This window comes from Hymenobacter perfusus (assembly GCF_003944765.1).
Taxonomy (GTDB): domain Bacteria; phylum Bacteroidota; class Bacteroidia; order Cytophagales; family Hymenobacteraceae; genus Hymenobacter; species Hymenobacter perfusus.
Genome location: NZ_RWIU01000003.1, coordinates 50,137 through 64,556, shown reverse-complemented (window position 1 = coordinate 64,556; position 14,420 = coordinate 50,137). Strand labels below are relative to the sequence as shown.

11 protein-coding genes are annotated in these 14,420 nt (G+C 63.5%); 3 read left to right on the top strand and 8 right to left on the bottom strand.

From position 1 onward, the window contains the following. Nucleotides 1-242 precede the first annotated feature (242 nt). On the top strand, nt 243-2,792 hold the full coding sequence (locus EI293_RS10235) for an alpha-amylase family glycosyl hydrolase (RefSeq protein ID WP_125437271.1): 2,550 nt from the start codon (nt 243-245) through the stop codon (nt 2,790-2,792). Nucleotides 2,793-2,878: 86 nt separating this feature from the next. Here the strand turns inward: EI293_RS10235 and EI293_RS10230 are convergent, their stop codons facing one another. Together EI293_RS10230 and EI293_RS10225 are read right to left on the bottom strand one after the other, a co-directional pair. Next, on the bottom strand, nt 2,879-3,154 hold the full coding sequence (locus tag EI293_RS10230; protein ID WP_125437269.1) for a hypothetical protein: 276 nt from the start codon (nt 3,152-3,154) through the stop codon (nt 2,879-2,881). Between the two features lie 168 nt (nt 3,155-3,322). After that, the gene (locus EI293_RS10225) at nt 3,323-3,589 is read right to left on the bottom strand and encodes a hypothetical protein (protein WP_125437267.1); all 267 of its coding nucleotides are present in this window, start codon (nt 3,587-3,589) and stop codon (nt 3,323-3,325) included. Nucleotides 3,590-3,955: 366 nt separating this feature from the next. On the opposite strand from EI293_RS10225, the gene EI293_RS10220 reads away from it, so the two are divergent. After that, nucleotides 3,956-5,491, top strand: a complete 1,536-nt coding sequence (locus EI293_RS10220) for a SulP family inorganic anion transporter (protein WP_125437265.1) — start codon at nt 3,956-3,958, stop codon at nt 5,489-5,491. A gap of 31 nt (nt 5,492-5,522) precedes the next feature. Here the strand turns inward: EI293_RS10220 and uvrA are convergent, their stop codons facing one another. The 4 genes from uvrA to msrB all read right to left on the bottom strand — a co-directional run bounded on the left by uvrA (nt 5,523) and on the right by msrB (nt 10,976). Further along, nucleotides 5,523-8,057, bottom strand: coding sequence for an excinuclease ABC subunit UvrA (uvrA, locus tag EI293_RS10215; protein ID WP_125437263.1), 2,535 nt, complete (start codon nt 8,055-8,057; stop codon nt 5,523-5,525). A 129-nt stretch (nt 8,058-8,186) separates the two neighbouring features. Next, on the bottom strand, nt 8,187-8,924 hold the full coding sequence (locus EI293_RS10210; protein ID WP_125437261.1) for a hypothetical protein: 738 nt from the start codon (nt 8,922-8,924) through the stop codon (nt 8,187-8,189). Nucleotides 8,925-8,989: 65 nt separating this feature from the next. Beyond that, on the bottom strand, nt 8,990-10,468 hold the full coding sequence (locus tag EI293_RS10205) for an NCS1 family nucleobase:cation symporter-1 (protein ID WP_125437259.1): 1,479 nt from the start codon (nt 10,466-10,468) through the stop codon (nt 8,990-8,992). A gap of 52 nt (nt 10,469-10,520) precedes the next feature. Then, nucleotides 10,521-10,976 (bottom strand): peptide-methionine (R)-S-oxide reductase MsrB, encoded by a 456-nt coding sequence (msrB, locus tag EI293_RS10200; protein WP_125437257.1) that lies wholly within the window; start codon nt 10,974-10,976, stop codon nt 10,521-10,523. A gap of 87 nt (nt 10,977-11,063) precedes the next feature. Between msrB and EI293_RS10195 the strand changes: the two genes are divergently transcribed. Beyond that, on the top strand, nt 11,064-11,456 hold the full coding sequence (locus EI293_RS10195; RefSeq protein ID WP_125437255.1) for an STAS/SEC14 domain-containing protein: 393 nt from the start codon (nt 11,064-11,066) through the stop codon (nt 11,454-11,456). A gap of 72 nt (nt 11,457-11,528) precedes the next feature. Here EI293_RS10195 and EI293_RS10190 read toward each other — a convergent pair whose 3' ends face one another. Together EI293_RS10190 and EI293_RS10185 are read right to left on the bottom strand one after the other, a co-directional pair. Then, nucleotides 11,529-13,133, bottom strand: a complete 1,605-nt coding sequence (locus tag EI293_RS10190; RefSeq protein WP_125437253.1) for a protein adenylyltransferase SelO — start codon at nt 13,131-13,133, stop codon at nt 11,529-11,531. A 99-nt stretch (nt 13,134-13,232) separates the two neighbouring features. Beyond that, nucleotides 13,233-14,318 (bottom strand): flavin monoamine oxidase family protein, encoded by a 1,086-nt coding sequence (locus EI293_RS10185; RefSeq protein ID WP_125437251.1) that lies wholly within the window; start codon nt 14,316-14,318, stop codon nt 13,233-13,235. Between the last annotated feature and the right edge of the window lie 102 nt (nt 14,319-14,420).

Below are 14,420 nucleotides of genomic sequence, written 5' to 3'. Positions count from 1 at the left end.
CCCCAGAACGTCATTCCGAGTGAAGGCGGAGCCGTAGCCGAGGAATCCCGCTTGCGGACGTTGCCAGAGCAATCAGATTACTAACGAGCGAGATTCCTCGGCTACGGCTCCGCCTTGGCTCGGAATGACGTGCTACTTGTAATGAAGTTTCATTTTTGGCAAGCAACCCCGTCACCGGCCGCAACAGCCTGAAATAGCCGTAGCTTTAAGGCTCTTTTTGCCGTTTACCACTGCTTCTGCCGATGAAACGACTTGTACTTTTTGTCCTGCTGCTCAACAGCCTCAGCTCTTGGGCCGTGCCGCTTACTTTTCGGGTGGATATGCGGCAGCAGACGGTGGCCGCCACCGGCCTGCACGTAGCCGGCAACTTCCAGGCCGCAGCCGGCTTTCCGGCCGACTGGAACCCCGCCACCACCCTGCTCACCGACCCCGACAACGACCGGGTGTATGAGGTGACGGTGAACGTGCCGGCCGGCACCTACCTCTACAAGTTCGTGAACGGCAACGCCTGGGGCGGGGCCGAGCTGCCTCCCGCTACCTGCGGCGTTACTGACGGAAGCGGCAACGTGAACCGGGAAGTAGTGGTGGGCGGTAGTGCCGTGCGGCTCCCCACCCTACTGCTTGGCGGCTGCAATACGCAGGTCCGGTTTGCGGTGAACATGCGCGGCCAGAACGTGTCGCGCGCCGGGGTGCACGTTATCGGCAACTTCCAGCCGCTGGCCGGCTACGGCCTGGAAGGCGACACCAATGCCCTGCCCCTTGCTGACGACAACGGCGACGGCATTTATGAGGTGCAGATTGCTTTGCCCGCGCCCATCCGGTTTCAGTACCGCTTCGTGAACGGCAGCACCCTGGCCGACACGGAAACCGTACCCGCCGCCTGCGGTACGCCCGATGCCAGCGGCACGCTCACCCGCGTGTTTGAGGCTATGGCGGCCACCAACCCCATGCCGGCCGTTTGCTTCAGCACCTGCCAGAATTGCGCTCCATCTCTTACCGACTATACCACGCACTGGTGGAACGACGCGGTGTTCTACGAAGTGTTCGTGCGGAGTTTCTACGACAGCAACGGCGACGGCAAAGGCGACTTTGCGGGCCTTACCCAGAAGCTCGATTACCTCAACGACGGCAACCCCTCCACCACCACCGACCTGGGCGTTACCGGCCTCTGGCTGATGCCCATGATGGCCTCGCCGAGCTACCACGGCTACGACGTAACCGACTACAAAGCCACCGAGCCCGATTACGGCACCATGGCGGAGTTCGAGGCGTTTCTGGCCGCCGCCCACGCCCGGGGGCTTCGGGTAATTATTGACCTGGTACTCAACCACGCCTCGGACCAGCACCCCTGGTTTCAGCAGGCGGCCAGCAGCCCCTCCAATGCCTACCGTGACTGGTTCCGCTGGTCGGCTACGGTGCCGGGAACGGGGCCGGGCAACGGCACGGTTTGGCACCCGCGCAACGGCAATTACTATTACGGCGTGTTTTGGAGCGGTATGCCTGACCTGAACTGGCGTAATCCGCAGCTGAAAGCGGCCATGTGGGATGCCTCGCGGTTCTGGCTGCGCAAGGGCGTAGACGGCTACCGCCTCGATGCCGTGAAATACCTAGTGGAAAATAGCAACACCATCGAAAACACGCCCGAAACTCTGGGTATTCTGGAGGAATTTCATGATTCGGTGAGGGCTGTCAACCCCGCCGCTTTCACCGTGGGCGAAGCCTGGTCGAATACGCCGGCCGTGGTGCCCTACGTCCTCAACCAGCGCCTCGATGCCTGCTTTGAATTTGATCTGGCCGCCGCCATCATCAGCAGCCTGAATGCCGGCAATCCGGCGGCCCTGCGCACCCAGTTGGGCGTGGTGGACCGCTCCTACCCCAAGCTGCAGTACGCCACGTTCCTCACCAACCACGACCAGAACCGCGTGCTGGATCAGCTGGGCGGTAATCTGGCCCGCATGAAGCAGGCGGCGGCCCTCTACCTCACCATGCCCGGTATACCGTTTCTGTACTACGGCGAGGAAGTAGGAATGCTCGGGGCCGGCGTGGATGAGGACAAGCGCAAACCCATGCAATGGACAGCCGGCACGCAAGCGGGCTTTACGACTGGCTCGCCCTGGCGCGGTATCAATGGCAACTATGCTCAGTTCAACGTAGCTACCCAACAGGCCGACCCAGCTTCCCTACTCAACCACTACAAGCAGCTCATCCGGCTGCGCAACACCCACGAAGCCCTGCGCAAAGGCTATCTGCTGCCTCTCTCCTCCCCAACCGGCAACGTGCTCAGCTATGCCCGCGTGCATCAGCAGCAAGCCATGCTAATGGTAACTAATATGGGCAGCTCAACTACTCCGGCGCTTTCCCTGGCCTTGTCTACGCTACCGGCCGGCGTGTACCGGGTGACTGAATTACTGACGGGCCAGGCGGCCGGCACCGTCACGCTGGACGCGCAGGGCGGCTTCAGCAACTGGTCCTCGTCTCTGGCAACCCTGGGAGCTAATCAGTCGTGGCTGCTGCACCTTTCGCCCACTCAAATTACGGCCACTATCAGCCGCGCTACTTTCCCCACGAACGTCTACCCAAATCCGGCCACGCAGCAGGTAACACTGGAGCTGCCAACAGCTGCTCCGGCACAGCTGCTGGTGTATAATGTGCAGGGACAATTGCTGCACACCATTCCGCTTATCGGCCGGCGTCACACCCTCGATACCGGCACCTGGGCCAACGGCACCTATCTGTTGCGCATCCGGAGTGGCAAGGCCGTATCGGTGCAGCGGCTGGTGGTAGCCCGCTAGGGCACGGTTCTATCCGCCTGAACGCACAACAGGCCCTGAACGTCGGCTAGAACCGGCATTCAGGGCCTGTTGTGCGTTCAGGCGGGTTATTTTCCGCCGGAGAGGTAATGCTCATCAATGGCTTTGTCCATCTCCTCGCGGAAGGTGATGAGCAGGCGGCTGCGTTCCTGTTCCGGCATGCTTTGCAAAGCGTGCTCAAACGTCAGGCGGTAGACGTGGGCCATGAAGGTGGCCCCATAGGTGGTAAAAAAGCCGTCGTGAACTTTGGTAAAAGCCACTTTCTCGGCGGAGGAGATGGAGAGGGAAAGGGCCAGCCATTCCTTGGCGTTGTTCGCCAGACTAAGTTGTAAATCGGTATCCATGAAAAAAGTAGTGAGGCAAAAAGGTTTCGTGCATGCGGGGCTTCTACCGCTGACACCGGTACGGCAGAAACGTGTGCGGCCCGGTGGCGGGCCCGGTGGCTTGGCCGCCATGCGCCGCTAAGAATCGGCCATCGGTAGTATAGGAAAGAGAACGGCAAGCGGAATGTTTCAGGCCGATTGCACTTCAGCGGGCCAGTTTACCTGCCGCAGCAACACCCGGAACTCGGCCTCCGAGGCCACCCGGCCCTGGAAGCAGTAGAGCATTTGCCCGTTCACGGCTTCCAGCAAGGTCAGTTCCTCATCGGGGTAGAGCACCACGGTTTCCTGGCCGCACTCGCTGGGGCGGCTGTAGCGCGTCTGGCCTGCCGGGGAGCTGAAGCGCGTGAAGCCAAACGCCTGCAGCAGCTCGGCGGAAGGCTGATAAAATGAGGACATGAAACGTAACCCGTAAAGGGAGAAGCCCACCGAAAAACGGGGCCAAAGGCACTGCAACAGCCGAAAGGCAGGCAGTCGGGCGGCACATTGCCGCTTCGGGTAACAGGCGGCCACCGTCGGAGTATGGCCTTTCCTCCAAGGTACGCTTTATTCTCCCGATAAGCCGTTGGGCAGTCCGGCCCGGGCATTTTTTGCACCGAAACCAGACGTCGGCCGTACCTTTGCGCCTGCTTATGCCCCTTACTACCCGCCATATTTTCAAGCTCACCCCACCCTGAGGACTGGCCTGCTTACCCTGCGCCGCCGCTTCCTGCCCGGAAGTGGGCGGCTTTTGTTTTGCCCAAACCCGTCAAGTCTCAGCTGCTTATGTTTCAGGTTCAGCCCTATCTGGCTCAGTATAAAGTCAACGTTAAAAATGAAATTCTCGCCGGCCTGACCACCGCCCTGGCCCTGGTGCCGGAAGTGGTGGCCTTCGCCCTGCTGGCCCACATCAGCCCGTTGGTGGGCATCGGCTCGGCCTTCATCATCTGCCTCATCACGAGCGTATTCGGCGGCCGGCCGGGCATGATTTCGGGCGCGGCCGGCTCGGTGGCCGTCGTCATTGTGGCTCTGGTGGCCCAGCACGGCGCCGAATACCTGTTCCTGGCCGTGGCCCTGATGGGCATTATCCAGATTACCGTGGGGCTGCTGCGCTTCGGCAAGTTTATCCGGCTGGTGCCGCAGCCGGTGGTGTACGGCTTCGTGAACGGGCTGGCCGTTATCATCTTCATGGCCCAGCTGGAGCAGTTCAAGGTGCCCGGCGCGGGCGGCGAGGAGCAGTGGCTGCAGGGCACCCCGCTCCTGCTGATGCTCGGGCTGGTGGCCCTCACCATGGCCATCGTCTACTTCCTGCCCAAGCTCACGAAGGCGGTGCCGGCCTCGCTGGTGGCCATCATCGTGGTGTCGGCGCTGGTGATTGGTGGCAAGCTCGACACCAAGTCGGTGGGCGATATTGCCTCCATCAAGGGCGGGCTGCCCACGCTGCACTGGCCGCAGGTGCCCCTGACCTGGGCTACGCTGGCGCTGGTGCTGCCCTACTCCGTTATCATGGCGCTGGTGGGCCTCACCGAAAGCCTGCTGACCCTGACCGTGGTGGACGAAATGACCGACACGCGCGGCCACGGCAACCAGGACTGCGTGGCCCAGGGTTTGGCCAACGTGGCCTCGGGCCTCACCGGCGGCATGGGCGGCTGCGCCATGATCGGGCAGACGATGGTGAACCTGGAATCCCGGGGGCGCGGGCGGCTGTCGGGCGTGGTGGCGGCCGGGGCGCTGGCGCTGTTCGTGGTGGCCGGCTCCTCGCTCATCGAGCAGCTGCCGCTGGCCGCGCTGGTGGGCGTGATGTTTATGGTGGTGATTGGCACCTTCGAGTGGGCCAGTTTGCGCATTCTGCGCCGCATGCCCCGCCCCGACGTGCTGGTGATGCTGCTCGTGACGCTGGTCACGGCCGTATCGCAGAACCTGGCGCTGGCCGTGCTGCTGGGCGTGGTGGTGTCGGCGCTGGTATTTGCTTGGGAAAACGCCAAGCGCATCCGGGCCCGCAAGCACACCGACGCCGCCGGCACCCGCCACTACGAAATCTACGGCCCGCTTTTCTTCGGCTCGGTGCAGGCCTTCACCGATAAGTTCGACGTGCAGCAGGACCCGGCCCAGGTGGTCATCGACTTCCGCGAAAGCCGGGTGGCCGATATGTCGGGCATTGATGCGCTGCACAAACTCACGGAGCGCTACCACCGCCTGGGCAAAACCCTGCACCTGCGCCACCTCAGCCCCGACTGCCGCCAGCTGCTGCGCAATGCCGGCGCCCTCATCGAAGTCAACATCCAAGAAGACCCCGAGTACCGCGTAGTGACGGCGGAGTAAGGCAGCAGTAGCGCGAACTTTGCAGTTCGCGCTACTGCATAAACCGCTTCAGAAATGGGGCGGTTTTGCTGTTTTTGGCGGCAGCTACGGTGGCGGGCGGGCCTTGGGCTACTACCTGGCCGCCTTCGTCACCAGCACCGGGGCCCATGTCCAGCACCCAGTCGGAGGTGGCTACCACGCGCATGTCGTGCTCCACTACCACCACGGTATTGCCCGCGTCGGTGAGGCGCTGGAGCTGCACTAGCAGGCGCTCCACGTCGGCGGGGTGCAGGCCGGTGGTGGGCTCGTCGAGCACGTAAAGGGAATTGCCGCGGCCGGTGCGCTGCAGCTCGGTGGCCAGCTTGATGCGCTGGGCCTCGCCCCCGCTCAGCTCGGTGGCCGGCTGACCCAGGCGCAGATAGCCCAGGCCCACTTCGCGCAGCACCGTAAGGGCGCGATGCACGGGCGCCTCGTCCCGGAAAAACTCCCAGGCCGCGTCCACCGTCAGGTGCAGCACCTCGGCAATGTTCTTCTCCTGATACTGAATTTCGAGGGTTTTGGCGTTGTAGCGGGTGCCGTGGCATACCGAGCAGGGCGCGTACACCGAGGGCAGAAACAGCAGCTCCACCATCACAAACCCCTCGCCCTGGCAGTTCTCGCAGCGGCCCTTGGCCACGTTGAAGCTGAAGCGGCCGGCGTCGTAGCGGCGCTTGCGGGCCTCGGGCGTGGCCGCGAACAGCTTGCGCACGTGGTCGAACAGGCCGGTGTACGTAGCCATGTTGGAGCGCGGTGTGCGGCCGATGGGCTTCTGATCTACCCGCACCAGCCGCCGGATGGTTTCCAGCCCGGCCACGATGCGCCCGCCGGTTTCGGGCGTGGCGGCGCGTTCCAGCGGGTCGGTGTCGGCTTCTTCTTCCGCTCCCACGGTCTGGCCCAATTGCCCGGCTACCAGCTCCACCAGCACCTGGCTGACCAGGCTGGATTTACCGGACCCCGACACGCCCGTAACGGTAGTGAGCACGCCCAACGGAAACCGCGCCTCCAGGCCGTTGAGGTTATTGCGGCGCACGCCTTCCAGCCGCAGCCAGCCGGCTGGCTCGCGCACGGTGCGGGCCTGGGCCGCCCCGGTCGCCGGGTACAGGAACCTGCGAGTCTGGGAATCCTCTACGCCAGCCAAACCTTCAGGCGGGCCGCTGTAGAGGATTTCGCCGCCCAGCTCGCCGGCGGCGGGGCCCACGTCCACCAGCCAGTCGGCCTGCCGGATAACGTCGAGGTTGTGCTCCACCACAAACAGGGAATTACCGGCCTGCCGCAACCCGGCCAGGGCTTTGAGCAAGGCCTGGGTATCGGAAGGATGCAGGCCGGCCGAGGGCTCATCGAGCACGTACACCACCCCAAACAAGTTGGAATATAGCTGCGTGGCCAGCCGCAGCCGCTGCAACTCCCCCGGCGACAACGTGGGCGTGCTGCGCTCCAAAGACAAATAGCCCAAGCCCAGATCAAGCAGCACCATAAGGCGGGCGCACAAATCCTGCGTGATGCGGCGGGCTACTTCGGCCTGCTCGGGGTGGTCCTGGTCGTGGGCCTGGGGCCGGGCGTTGCCCTCGGCGAAAGGCCGGATGAGGGCTTCCACCCGCTTGAGCGGCAAAGCCGAAAAATCGGCAATATCCAGCCCGGCAAACGTCACGCTCAAGGACTCCCGGCGCAGGCGCTTGCCCTGGCAGGTGGGGCACTCGGTGCTCAGCATGTACTGCAACGCCCGCTTTTTCATGAGCGGGCTCTGGGTGGTGGCGAAGGTGTGCAGCACGTGCCGCCGGGCGCTGCTGAAGGTGCCCATGTAATTCGGCGGCTCCCGGCGCTTCACGGCCCGCTGGGTTTGCTCGGGCGAGTAGCCGGGGTACACCGGCACCACGGGCTGCTCCTCGGTGAACAGAATCCAGTCGCGCTGCTTTTGGGGCAGCTCCTGCCACGGGATATCCACGTTGTAGCCCAGGGTTACGAGGATGTCGCGCTGGTTCTGGCCGCCCCAGGCCTGGGGCCAGGCGGCAATGGCCCGTTCCCGGATGGTAAGCGTGGGGTCGGGCACCATGCTTTGCTCGGTTACCTCGTACACGCGGCCCAGGCCGTGGCAGGTGGGGCAGGCGCCTTCCGGGGTATTGGCGGAAAAGGCTTCGGCGTAGATGATGCCTTGCCCCGCCGGGTAGTCGCCGGCCCGGGAATAGAGCATGCGCACCAGGTTGGAAAGTGTGGTAACGGAGCCCACCGAGGAGCGCGTGGTGGGCGTGCCCCGCTGCTGCTGCAGGGCCACGGCCGGCGGCAGCCCGTCAATGGACTGCACCTGCGGCACCGACATCTGGTGAAACAGCCGCCGCGCGTACGGCGACACCGATTCCAGGTAGCGGCGCTGGGCCTCGGCGTACAGCGTGCCAAAGGCCAGGCTGCTTTTACCCGAGCCCGACACGCCGGTAAACACCACCAGCGCATCGCGCGGAATGTCCACATCCACGTTCTTGAGGTTGTGCTCCCGCGCCCCGCGCACCCGCACGAAGCCGTTGAGGTTGGTAGTAGGTTGAGCGGAATCGGGCATGATGGCGGAGTAAGTTGGCGGCTCCGTATACGGCAGCGGCGGGGAAATATCCCATCAATTACAGCAGCCAGTTTTTGCCTCCACGTAGTGCGCTTATCTGCCAAGACTTATGCAGTCACTATTTCACTTCTACCGCACGGTTACATCAAAAAGCTGCCGCTTCATATCCGCTGTTCTCTTTCCGTTCATCATGTCCTGCAGACTGGCTGTTTCCACTCGCACCGTAGTAGCCGAAATCCAACCGCCGCTCACCACAAAGTAATTCTGCAACCGGACCTCTTTGAGGAGCTTTAACGCGCCTTTATTGATGCGCCACAACTGGAAGCCCGGGGGGCATTCATCTGTCATAACGAAACATTCATTCTGCTTAGCAAATAGCAACGTACCGCTCCGGTTTATGCTTGGCTCATTTGCTACCTCAAATACTCTCCCACTCGCCTGACTAGTGAGTAACTGCTCTAGGTCTTCGTATCTCTGCCTGGTAATCCACACCAAACCGGTGAGAACATTCATACCTCTATAACTATGATTCACCATTTTGGACTCATCTAATGGCGGGTTAAAATCACGAAATACAACACGCTGTTTGTTAGGCCAAGCTATACTAATACCATGATTGCCAATAGATACATTAGACGGTAGCTTTGACGTGAAAGACGCCTGCTGAAACGCCACTAAGCCGCTTTTCGCCGGTGCTACGGTTGCTACCGTACCTACCGCCTGCCACAACTCAGCCAGCGCACTGGTATCGGCCGTTGGCTTTTCGAAATTTGTTCCGCCGGATGCTCCGGTCAGGGTATGCGGTGGGCTGAGCAGCGTCACAGCTAACAGGATAACGCGTGGAAATACCGAAAGCAGATTGCTCATCTAAGATCTATAAGTAAAGAGGAAAGGGCCGCGCAAAATACGGTTAGACTGCTTCTCATCAGTTGCTACCCTGTCACCCGCATCGGCCGCCGCATGAGCAGCACGTACAGCACGGCCGAGAGGAAGAACCCCACGAACCAAGCGTAGCTGTAGAGGCCCGCCAGCCAGGGCCACACCGCACCGGCCGGCACCGCGCCCACGGCCTGCAGAAAGCCCGGCACGTTGGGCAGAATCCCGACGATCAAAGCCAGCATGGCCCGGTAGTTTACGCCGTTCCGGTAAGCATAGCGACCCTCGTAGCGGTAGAGGTCGGGGACGTCCAGCTGCTGGTGGCGCAGCAGGTAGTAGTCGGCTATCATGATGCCGCCGATGGGCCCCAGTAGCGCCGAATAGCCCACCAGCCAGGTAAAAATGTAACCCGAGGGGTCGGCAATAAGCTTCCAGGGAAAGATGAGCAAACCGATAACGCCGGTGATGTAGCCGCCGGTTTTGAAGCTGATGCGCTGCGGATTGAAGTTGGCGAAGTCGTTGGCGGGACTGACGATGTTGGCGGCAATGTTGGTAGCCAGCGTGCTCAGGGCCACTGCCAGCATGGCCACGCTCACCAGCATTCGGCTCTCAAACTTGGCGGCCAGCACTACCGGGTCCCAGATGGTCTGCCCGTAAATGACCAGCGTGGCCGACGTCACCACCACGCCCACAAACGAGAACAGCGTCATGGAGGAAGGCAACGCCAACGCCTGCCCCAGCACTTGGGCCCGCTGGCTCACGGCGTAGCGGGTAAAGTCGGGAATGTTCAACGACAGGGTGGCCCAGAAACCCACCATCCCCGTCAGGGCCGGAAAGAAATAGGCCCAGAACTCCGCCGACGAAGCAAACCGGGCCGGCTGGCTCAGAATCGGGCCCAGGCCGTGACCGGCCGCAATGGCCCACCACAACAGCGCCCCCGCCGCCACCGGCAGGAAAAACGCCTTGAACACCAGCAGCTTTTTGATGCTGTCTACGCCCAGGTACACCACGTACATGTTCAGGGCCCAGAACAGCACGAACACCAGCGCCGGCCCGGTAGCCAGCCCCCAGCTCGGCGGGAATACCGGCGGCAGCTGCCCCAGGGCCGGCAGCCACAGTACCGCCATCTGGTAGAGCGCGTAGCCGCCAATCCAGGTCTGAATACCAAACCAGCCGCAGGCAATAATGGCGCGCAGCAAGGCCGGCACGTTGGCCCCGCGCACCCCAAAACTGGCCCGCGCAAACACCGGAAATGGAATGCCATACTTGGCGCCGGCGTGGCCGTTGAGCAGCATGGGCACCAGCACCGCCGTATTCCCCAAAAAGATGGTCAGTAGCGCCTGCCACCAGTTCATGCCGCCCCCAATGAGCGAGCTGGCCAGCATGTAGGTAGGAATACACAGACTCATGCTGATCCAGAGGGCCGCGTAGTTGGCCGTCGTCCAGGTGCGGGCGGCGGCGGGCACGGGGGCCAGGTCGGCGCTGGTCAGGCCGGGGCTTGGGGGCGCAGCGGCCACGGTGGTATTCGGGGTCATGGCAGGAAGGCCGGGGTGGTTCTTCCTAAAGAAAGCAGATTACCCAAGCATTTCACAATGAGCTGGTAGCGCGCCGCTCCAGACTCACGGAGTTGATGCAGTAGCGCAGGCCGGCCGGGGCCGGGCCATCGGGGAAAACGTGGCCGAGGTGGCTGCCGCAGCAGTTGCAGCGCACCTCTATCCGCTGCATATGGTGGCTGTCATCGAAATGGTAGCGCAAGGCGGCGCGGGTGGCGGGCTGGATGAAGCTGGGCCAGCCGGATATGGCGTGGTACTTGGTGGCTGAATCAAACAGCACCGCGTTGCAGCCGGCGCAGTGGTAGCGGCCGGGCTCGTAGCTGCGGCAGTAGGCGTTGCGGTAAGGTGGCTCGGTGGCGTGCTGGCGCAGTACCTGATATTGCGCCGGCGTCAGTTGCTGCTGCCATTCGGCATCCGGCCGCTCCAGCCGCTGCGGTGGCTCGGGGTTACCGTAGCGGGCAAATGTGAGAATATCGATCCAGCGAATCATTTTTCTGCGTAGGTGTTGCCTTGAATACCTTACCTTCCGGTAGCTGGCAGCAGCGGTGCCGACTATTCCCTTTTGCCATCCCCGGATATGGAGTACCTGTACGATACGCCTCCCCTCTCCATTGCCTACGACCCCAACCACCAGTGGCTGTACGTGGAATGGAAAGGCCAGCACGACGCGGAATCGGCCCGGACGGGTGGGGAGCTGGTGCTGAAATTCCTGCATGAGCGACCCTGCCACAAAATGCTCAACGACAACAGCCAGGTTTCCAGCGAATGGGAACAGGGCGCACGCTGGGTTGGCACCGAATATTACCGCTTACTGGCGCAAGCAGGCATGCGTAGTGTGGCGTGGGTATGCCCCGCGTACTGGCCGGCCCGCAAATCCATGGAAACAGCCATGTGGTTCGTCACGCAACCCACCGTGTTGCTGTTCGATGACGTCGCCGCCGCCTACACCTGGCTGCTGCGGCAGATGTAAATGAGTTGTTGGTTGTTGGTTCTTAGCAGAAGTTCGTCCACTAACGCCTAATAACCAACGCCTAACAACTCATTACGAGCTGCACGAAAGCGTGGCGCTGCCGGGTTTTTCCCTGGCCCAGTCCGGGCGTTTGGCGGCCAGGTCCTCGTAGGCCGGGTGCTCCTCGAAAGGGGTTTTGAGGACGTGGTAGAGCCGTTCCAGGTCGGTCAGGTCGCCGGCCTCGGCGGCTTCAATAGCCATCTGGGCCAGGTAGTTGCGCAGCACGTACTTGGGGTTGGCCGCCAGCATACCGTCCCGGATGGCCTCGGGCGCGGCTGCTTCCTGCCGCAGCCGCTGCACGTAGCGCGTCAGCCATTCCAGCAGCGGCGCGTGCACGGCTCCCAGCGGGTTGTAGCTCACTTCTTCGATGAACAACTGGAAATCCGGCGTGCTACCTTCCGAAGCCGCCAGCAGCGTGGGCACCAAGTGCGACAACTGCCGGAAAAACAGCGTCATGTCGGCTTCTGAGGCTTCCAGGGCGGTGTGCAGCGCTTCGGTCAGGGCATAGTCGGGCTGGCCGTCGGGTTGGGGCGTGAGACCCAGCTTGCGCAAAAGTAGGGCCTGGCGCGTCTGGTTGAAGGTGGCGGCGTAAAGGTCGAGGGCGGGGCGCAGAGTGGCGGTGGCGTCCGTGACCAGCGGCGAGAGGGCCTGGGCCAGCTGCATCAGGTTCCAGAGGGCCACCCGGGGCTGCTGCCCAAAGGCGTAGCGGTAGGTGCTGAAGTCGGTGGTGTTGGGCGTCCAGCCGGGCTCGTAGGGCTCCAGCCAGCCGTAGGGGCCGTAGTCGATGGTCAGGCCCAAGATGCTCATGTTGTCGGTGTTCATCACCCCATGCACGAAGCCCACCGTCATCCAGTGCGCCACCATCACAGCCGTGCGCCGACAGATTTCGGCAAACCACTGCGTGTACACCGCCTCCGAGGGTTCGCCCAGCTCCGGGAAATGGTGGCGAATCACGTAATCGGCCAGTTGGCGCAGGTTGTCCAGCTCCTGATGGGCCAGCAGAATCTGGAAGTTGCCGAAGCGCACGAACGACGGCGCGACCCGGCATACCACGGCCCCCGGCTCAGGGCGGGCGTTGCCGTTGTAGAACATGTCGCGCACCACCTCGTCGCCGGTGCCTGCCAGACTCAGGGCGCGGGTGGTGGGTACGCCCAGGTGGTGCATGGCCTCAGAGCACAGAAACTCCCGGATGGAGGAGCGCAACACGGCCCGCCCATCGGCCCGGCGCGAGTAGGGCGTGGGGCCGGCCCCTTTCAGTTGCAGCTCCCAGTGCGAGCCATCCACGGCCCGCAATTCCCCCAGAGAAATGGCCCGCCCATCACCCAGTTGCCCGGCCCAGTTGCCGAACTGGTGGCCGCCGTAGCGGGCCGCATAGGGCTGCATAGTAGCGGCCACGTGGTTGCCGGCCAGCAGCTCCACCGCCGCGCCCTGCTCCGGCGGCCGCGCCAGGCCCAGAAACGCGGCCAGCTCCTCCGACCAGGCCAGCAGCCGGGGCTCCTGCACGGGCGTGGGCTGCACCGTCGAGTAGTGGTAGCCGGGCACTTGGCGCGGCACGTTTTCGCGGGAAGGGTCGCCGAGCAGCTCCTCCACGAAGGAATTAGTGAAGTGAACCTGTTCGAGGGGTTGAGAAGCAGCCATAGAAAATCCGAAGGAAAAAGACGCGGCCCGGCAACAAACCGGGCCGCATTATGAAGCAAAGAAACAGGTTTCGGCGCACCCAATGCGGGGCCACGCCTCTTAACCGAGCCGGGCGGCGGCCCGTTCCCCGGCCTCAATGGCCCCATCAAGGCGTCCCCACTCGCCCTGGGCGGTTTCGGCCCCGGCCCACAACAGCCGGCCGTCCCAGAGTGGCTCCCTCAGCACGGCCGGCCCCTGCAGCGGTACTGACTGCGGAGGCTGCTCGTCGCCAGGCACGCTGGTAAATGGGTCCTGGGTCCAGTCGAGCTCATGATAGGCTTTTGGGGTAGCGGCTTCCGGCCCAAACAGGCGGGTCAGCTGGGTCACCACCGCTGCCTGGCGGATGGCCGCGTCGGCGGCGCGCAGCGGGTGCGGGGCAGCAAAAAAGCCGAACAGCACCCCGGGCTGGCCATCAGCCGGCGACGCGTCATGAATTTCTACCAACGGCCCGGACTGACTCACAACAAACCCGGCCCACCCAGCTGCCCGCCAGAAGGGCCGGTCGTATACCAGCACGCTTTTCATGGCGTGGCTCATCCAGATTGGGGTGGCCTGCTGGGCCGCCGTGACAGCCGAAGGCAGCGCGGGCGCAAAAATAAAGGAGTGCGCCGCCAGCCGGGGCGGCAGCGCCACCACCACGGCCGCGCCCGGGTACTGCTGCTGTTGGCCCTGGTGCGTGGCCGTGAGCACAACACCGGTCGGGGCTGATTCGATGCGCGTTACCTGGGTATCGAGCTGCACGCAGCCGGGCGGCAAAGCGGCGGCCAGGGCCTGCGCCAGAGCCGCCGCGCCACCGGCAAACCGCAGGTAGCCCGCCGAGCCACTGGGCTGGGCCAGCCGGTGGACGGTAGCGCCGGCCTCGTAGGCAATGGAGCCGGCGCTGTACTGCTCAAACCAGGCCACGCCCAGCTCGCGGGCCAGTGCCAACAGGCGTTGGTGGTGCTGCCAGCCCCAGGTAGCCCCCAGGTCGATGAGCGGACCGGCGGGTAGCGCGGGCACGGCCCAGGTCCGACCGCCCACCCGGGAACGGGCCTCCAGCACCCGCACTGCCCGGCCGGCGGCCGTGAGCCGGTGCGCGGCCACCAGCCCCGACAGGCCCGCGCCCACAATCAGGATAGGCGGCGGGGAAGTTGCATCTGTTGTCATAGCCTGCTTAACCAGCCCGGTTCCCTATTGTGAGAGCAAGCGGTGAAATTCAGACGTCGTACCGACGGGGCAGCGGCCAGAAAACGTTGGAATCGGCTTTGA

Excerpts from the sequence above, each read along its gene's own strand:
- EI293_RS10230 (WP_125437269.1), bottom strand. The coding sequence starts at position 3,154 with ATGGATACCGATTTACAACTTAGTCTGGCGAACAACGCCAAGGAATGG.
- EI293_RS10185 (WP_125437251.1), bottom strand. The coding sequence starts at position 14,318 with ATGACAACAGATGCAACTTCCCCGCCGCCTATCCTGATTGTGGGCGCG.
- msrB (WP_125437257.1), bottom strand. The coding sequence starts at position 10,976 with ATGATTCGCTGGATCGATATTCTCACATTTGCCCGCTACGGTAACCCC.
- EI293_RS10190 (WP_125437253.1), bottom strand. The coding sequence starts at position 13,133 with ATGGCTGCTTCTCAACCCCTCGAACAGGTTCACTTCACTAATTCCTTC.
- EI293_RS10225 (WP_125437267.1), bottom strand. The coding sequence starts at position 3,589 with ATGTCCTCATTTTATCAGCCTTCCGCCGAGCTGCTGCAGGCGTTTGGC.
- EI293_RS10205 (WP_125437259.1), bottom strand. The coding sequence starts at position 10,468 with ATGACCCCGAATACCACCGTGGCCGCTGCGCCCCCAAGCCCCGGCCTG.
- EI293_RS10235 (WP_125437271.1), top strand. The coding sequence starts at position 243 with ATGAAACGACTTGTACTTTTTGTCCTGCTGCTCAACAGCCTCAGCTCT.
- EI293_RS10195 (WP_125437255.1), top strand. The coding sequence starts at position 11,064 with ATGGAGTACCTGTACGATACGCCTCCCCTCTCCATTGCCTACGACCCC.
- uvrA (WP_125437263.1), bottom strand. The coding sequence starts at position 8,057 with ATGCCCGATTCCGCTCAACCTACTACCAACCTCAACGGCTTCGTGCGG.
- EI293_RS10220 (WP_125437265.1), top strand. The coding sequence starts at position 3,956 with ATGTTTCAGGTTCAGCCCTATCTGGCTCAGTATAAAGTCAACGTTAAA.
- EI293_RS10210 (WP_125437261.1), bottom strand. The coding sequence starts at position 8,924 with ATGAGCAATCTGCTTTCGGTATTTCCACGCGTTATCCTGTTAGCTGTG.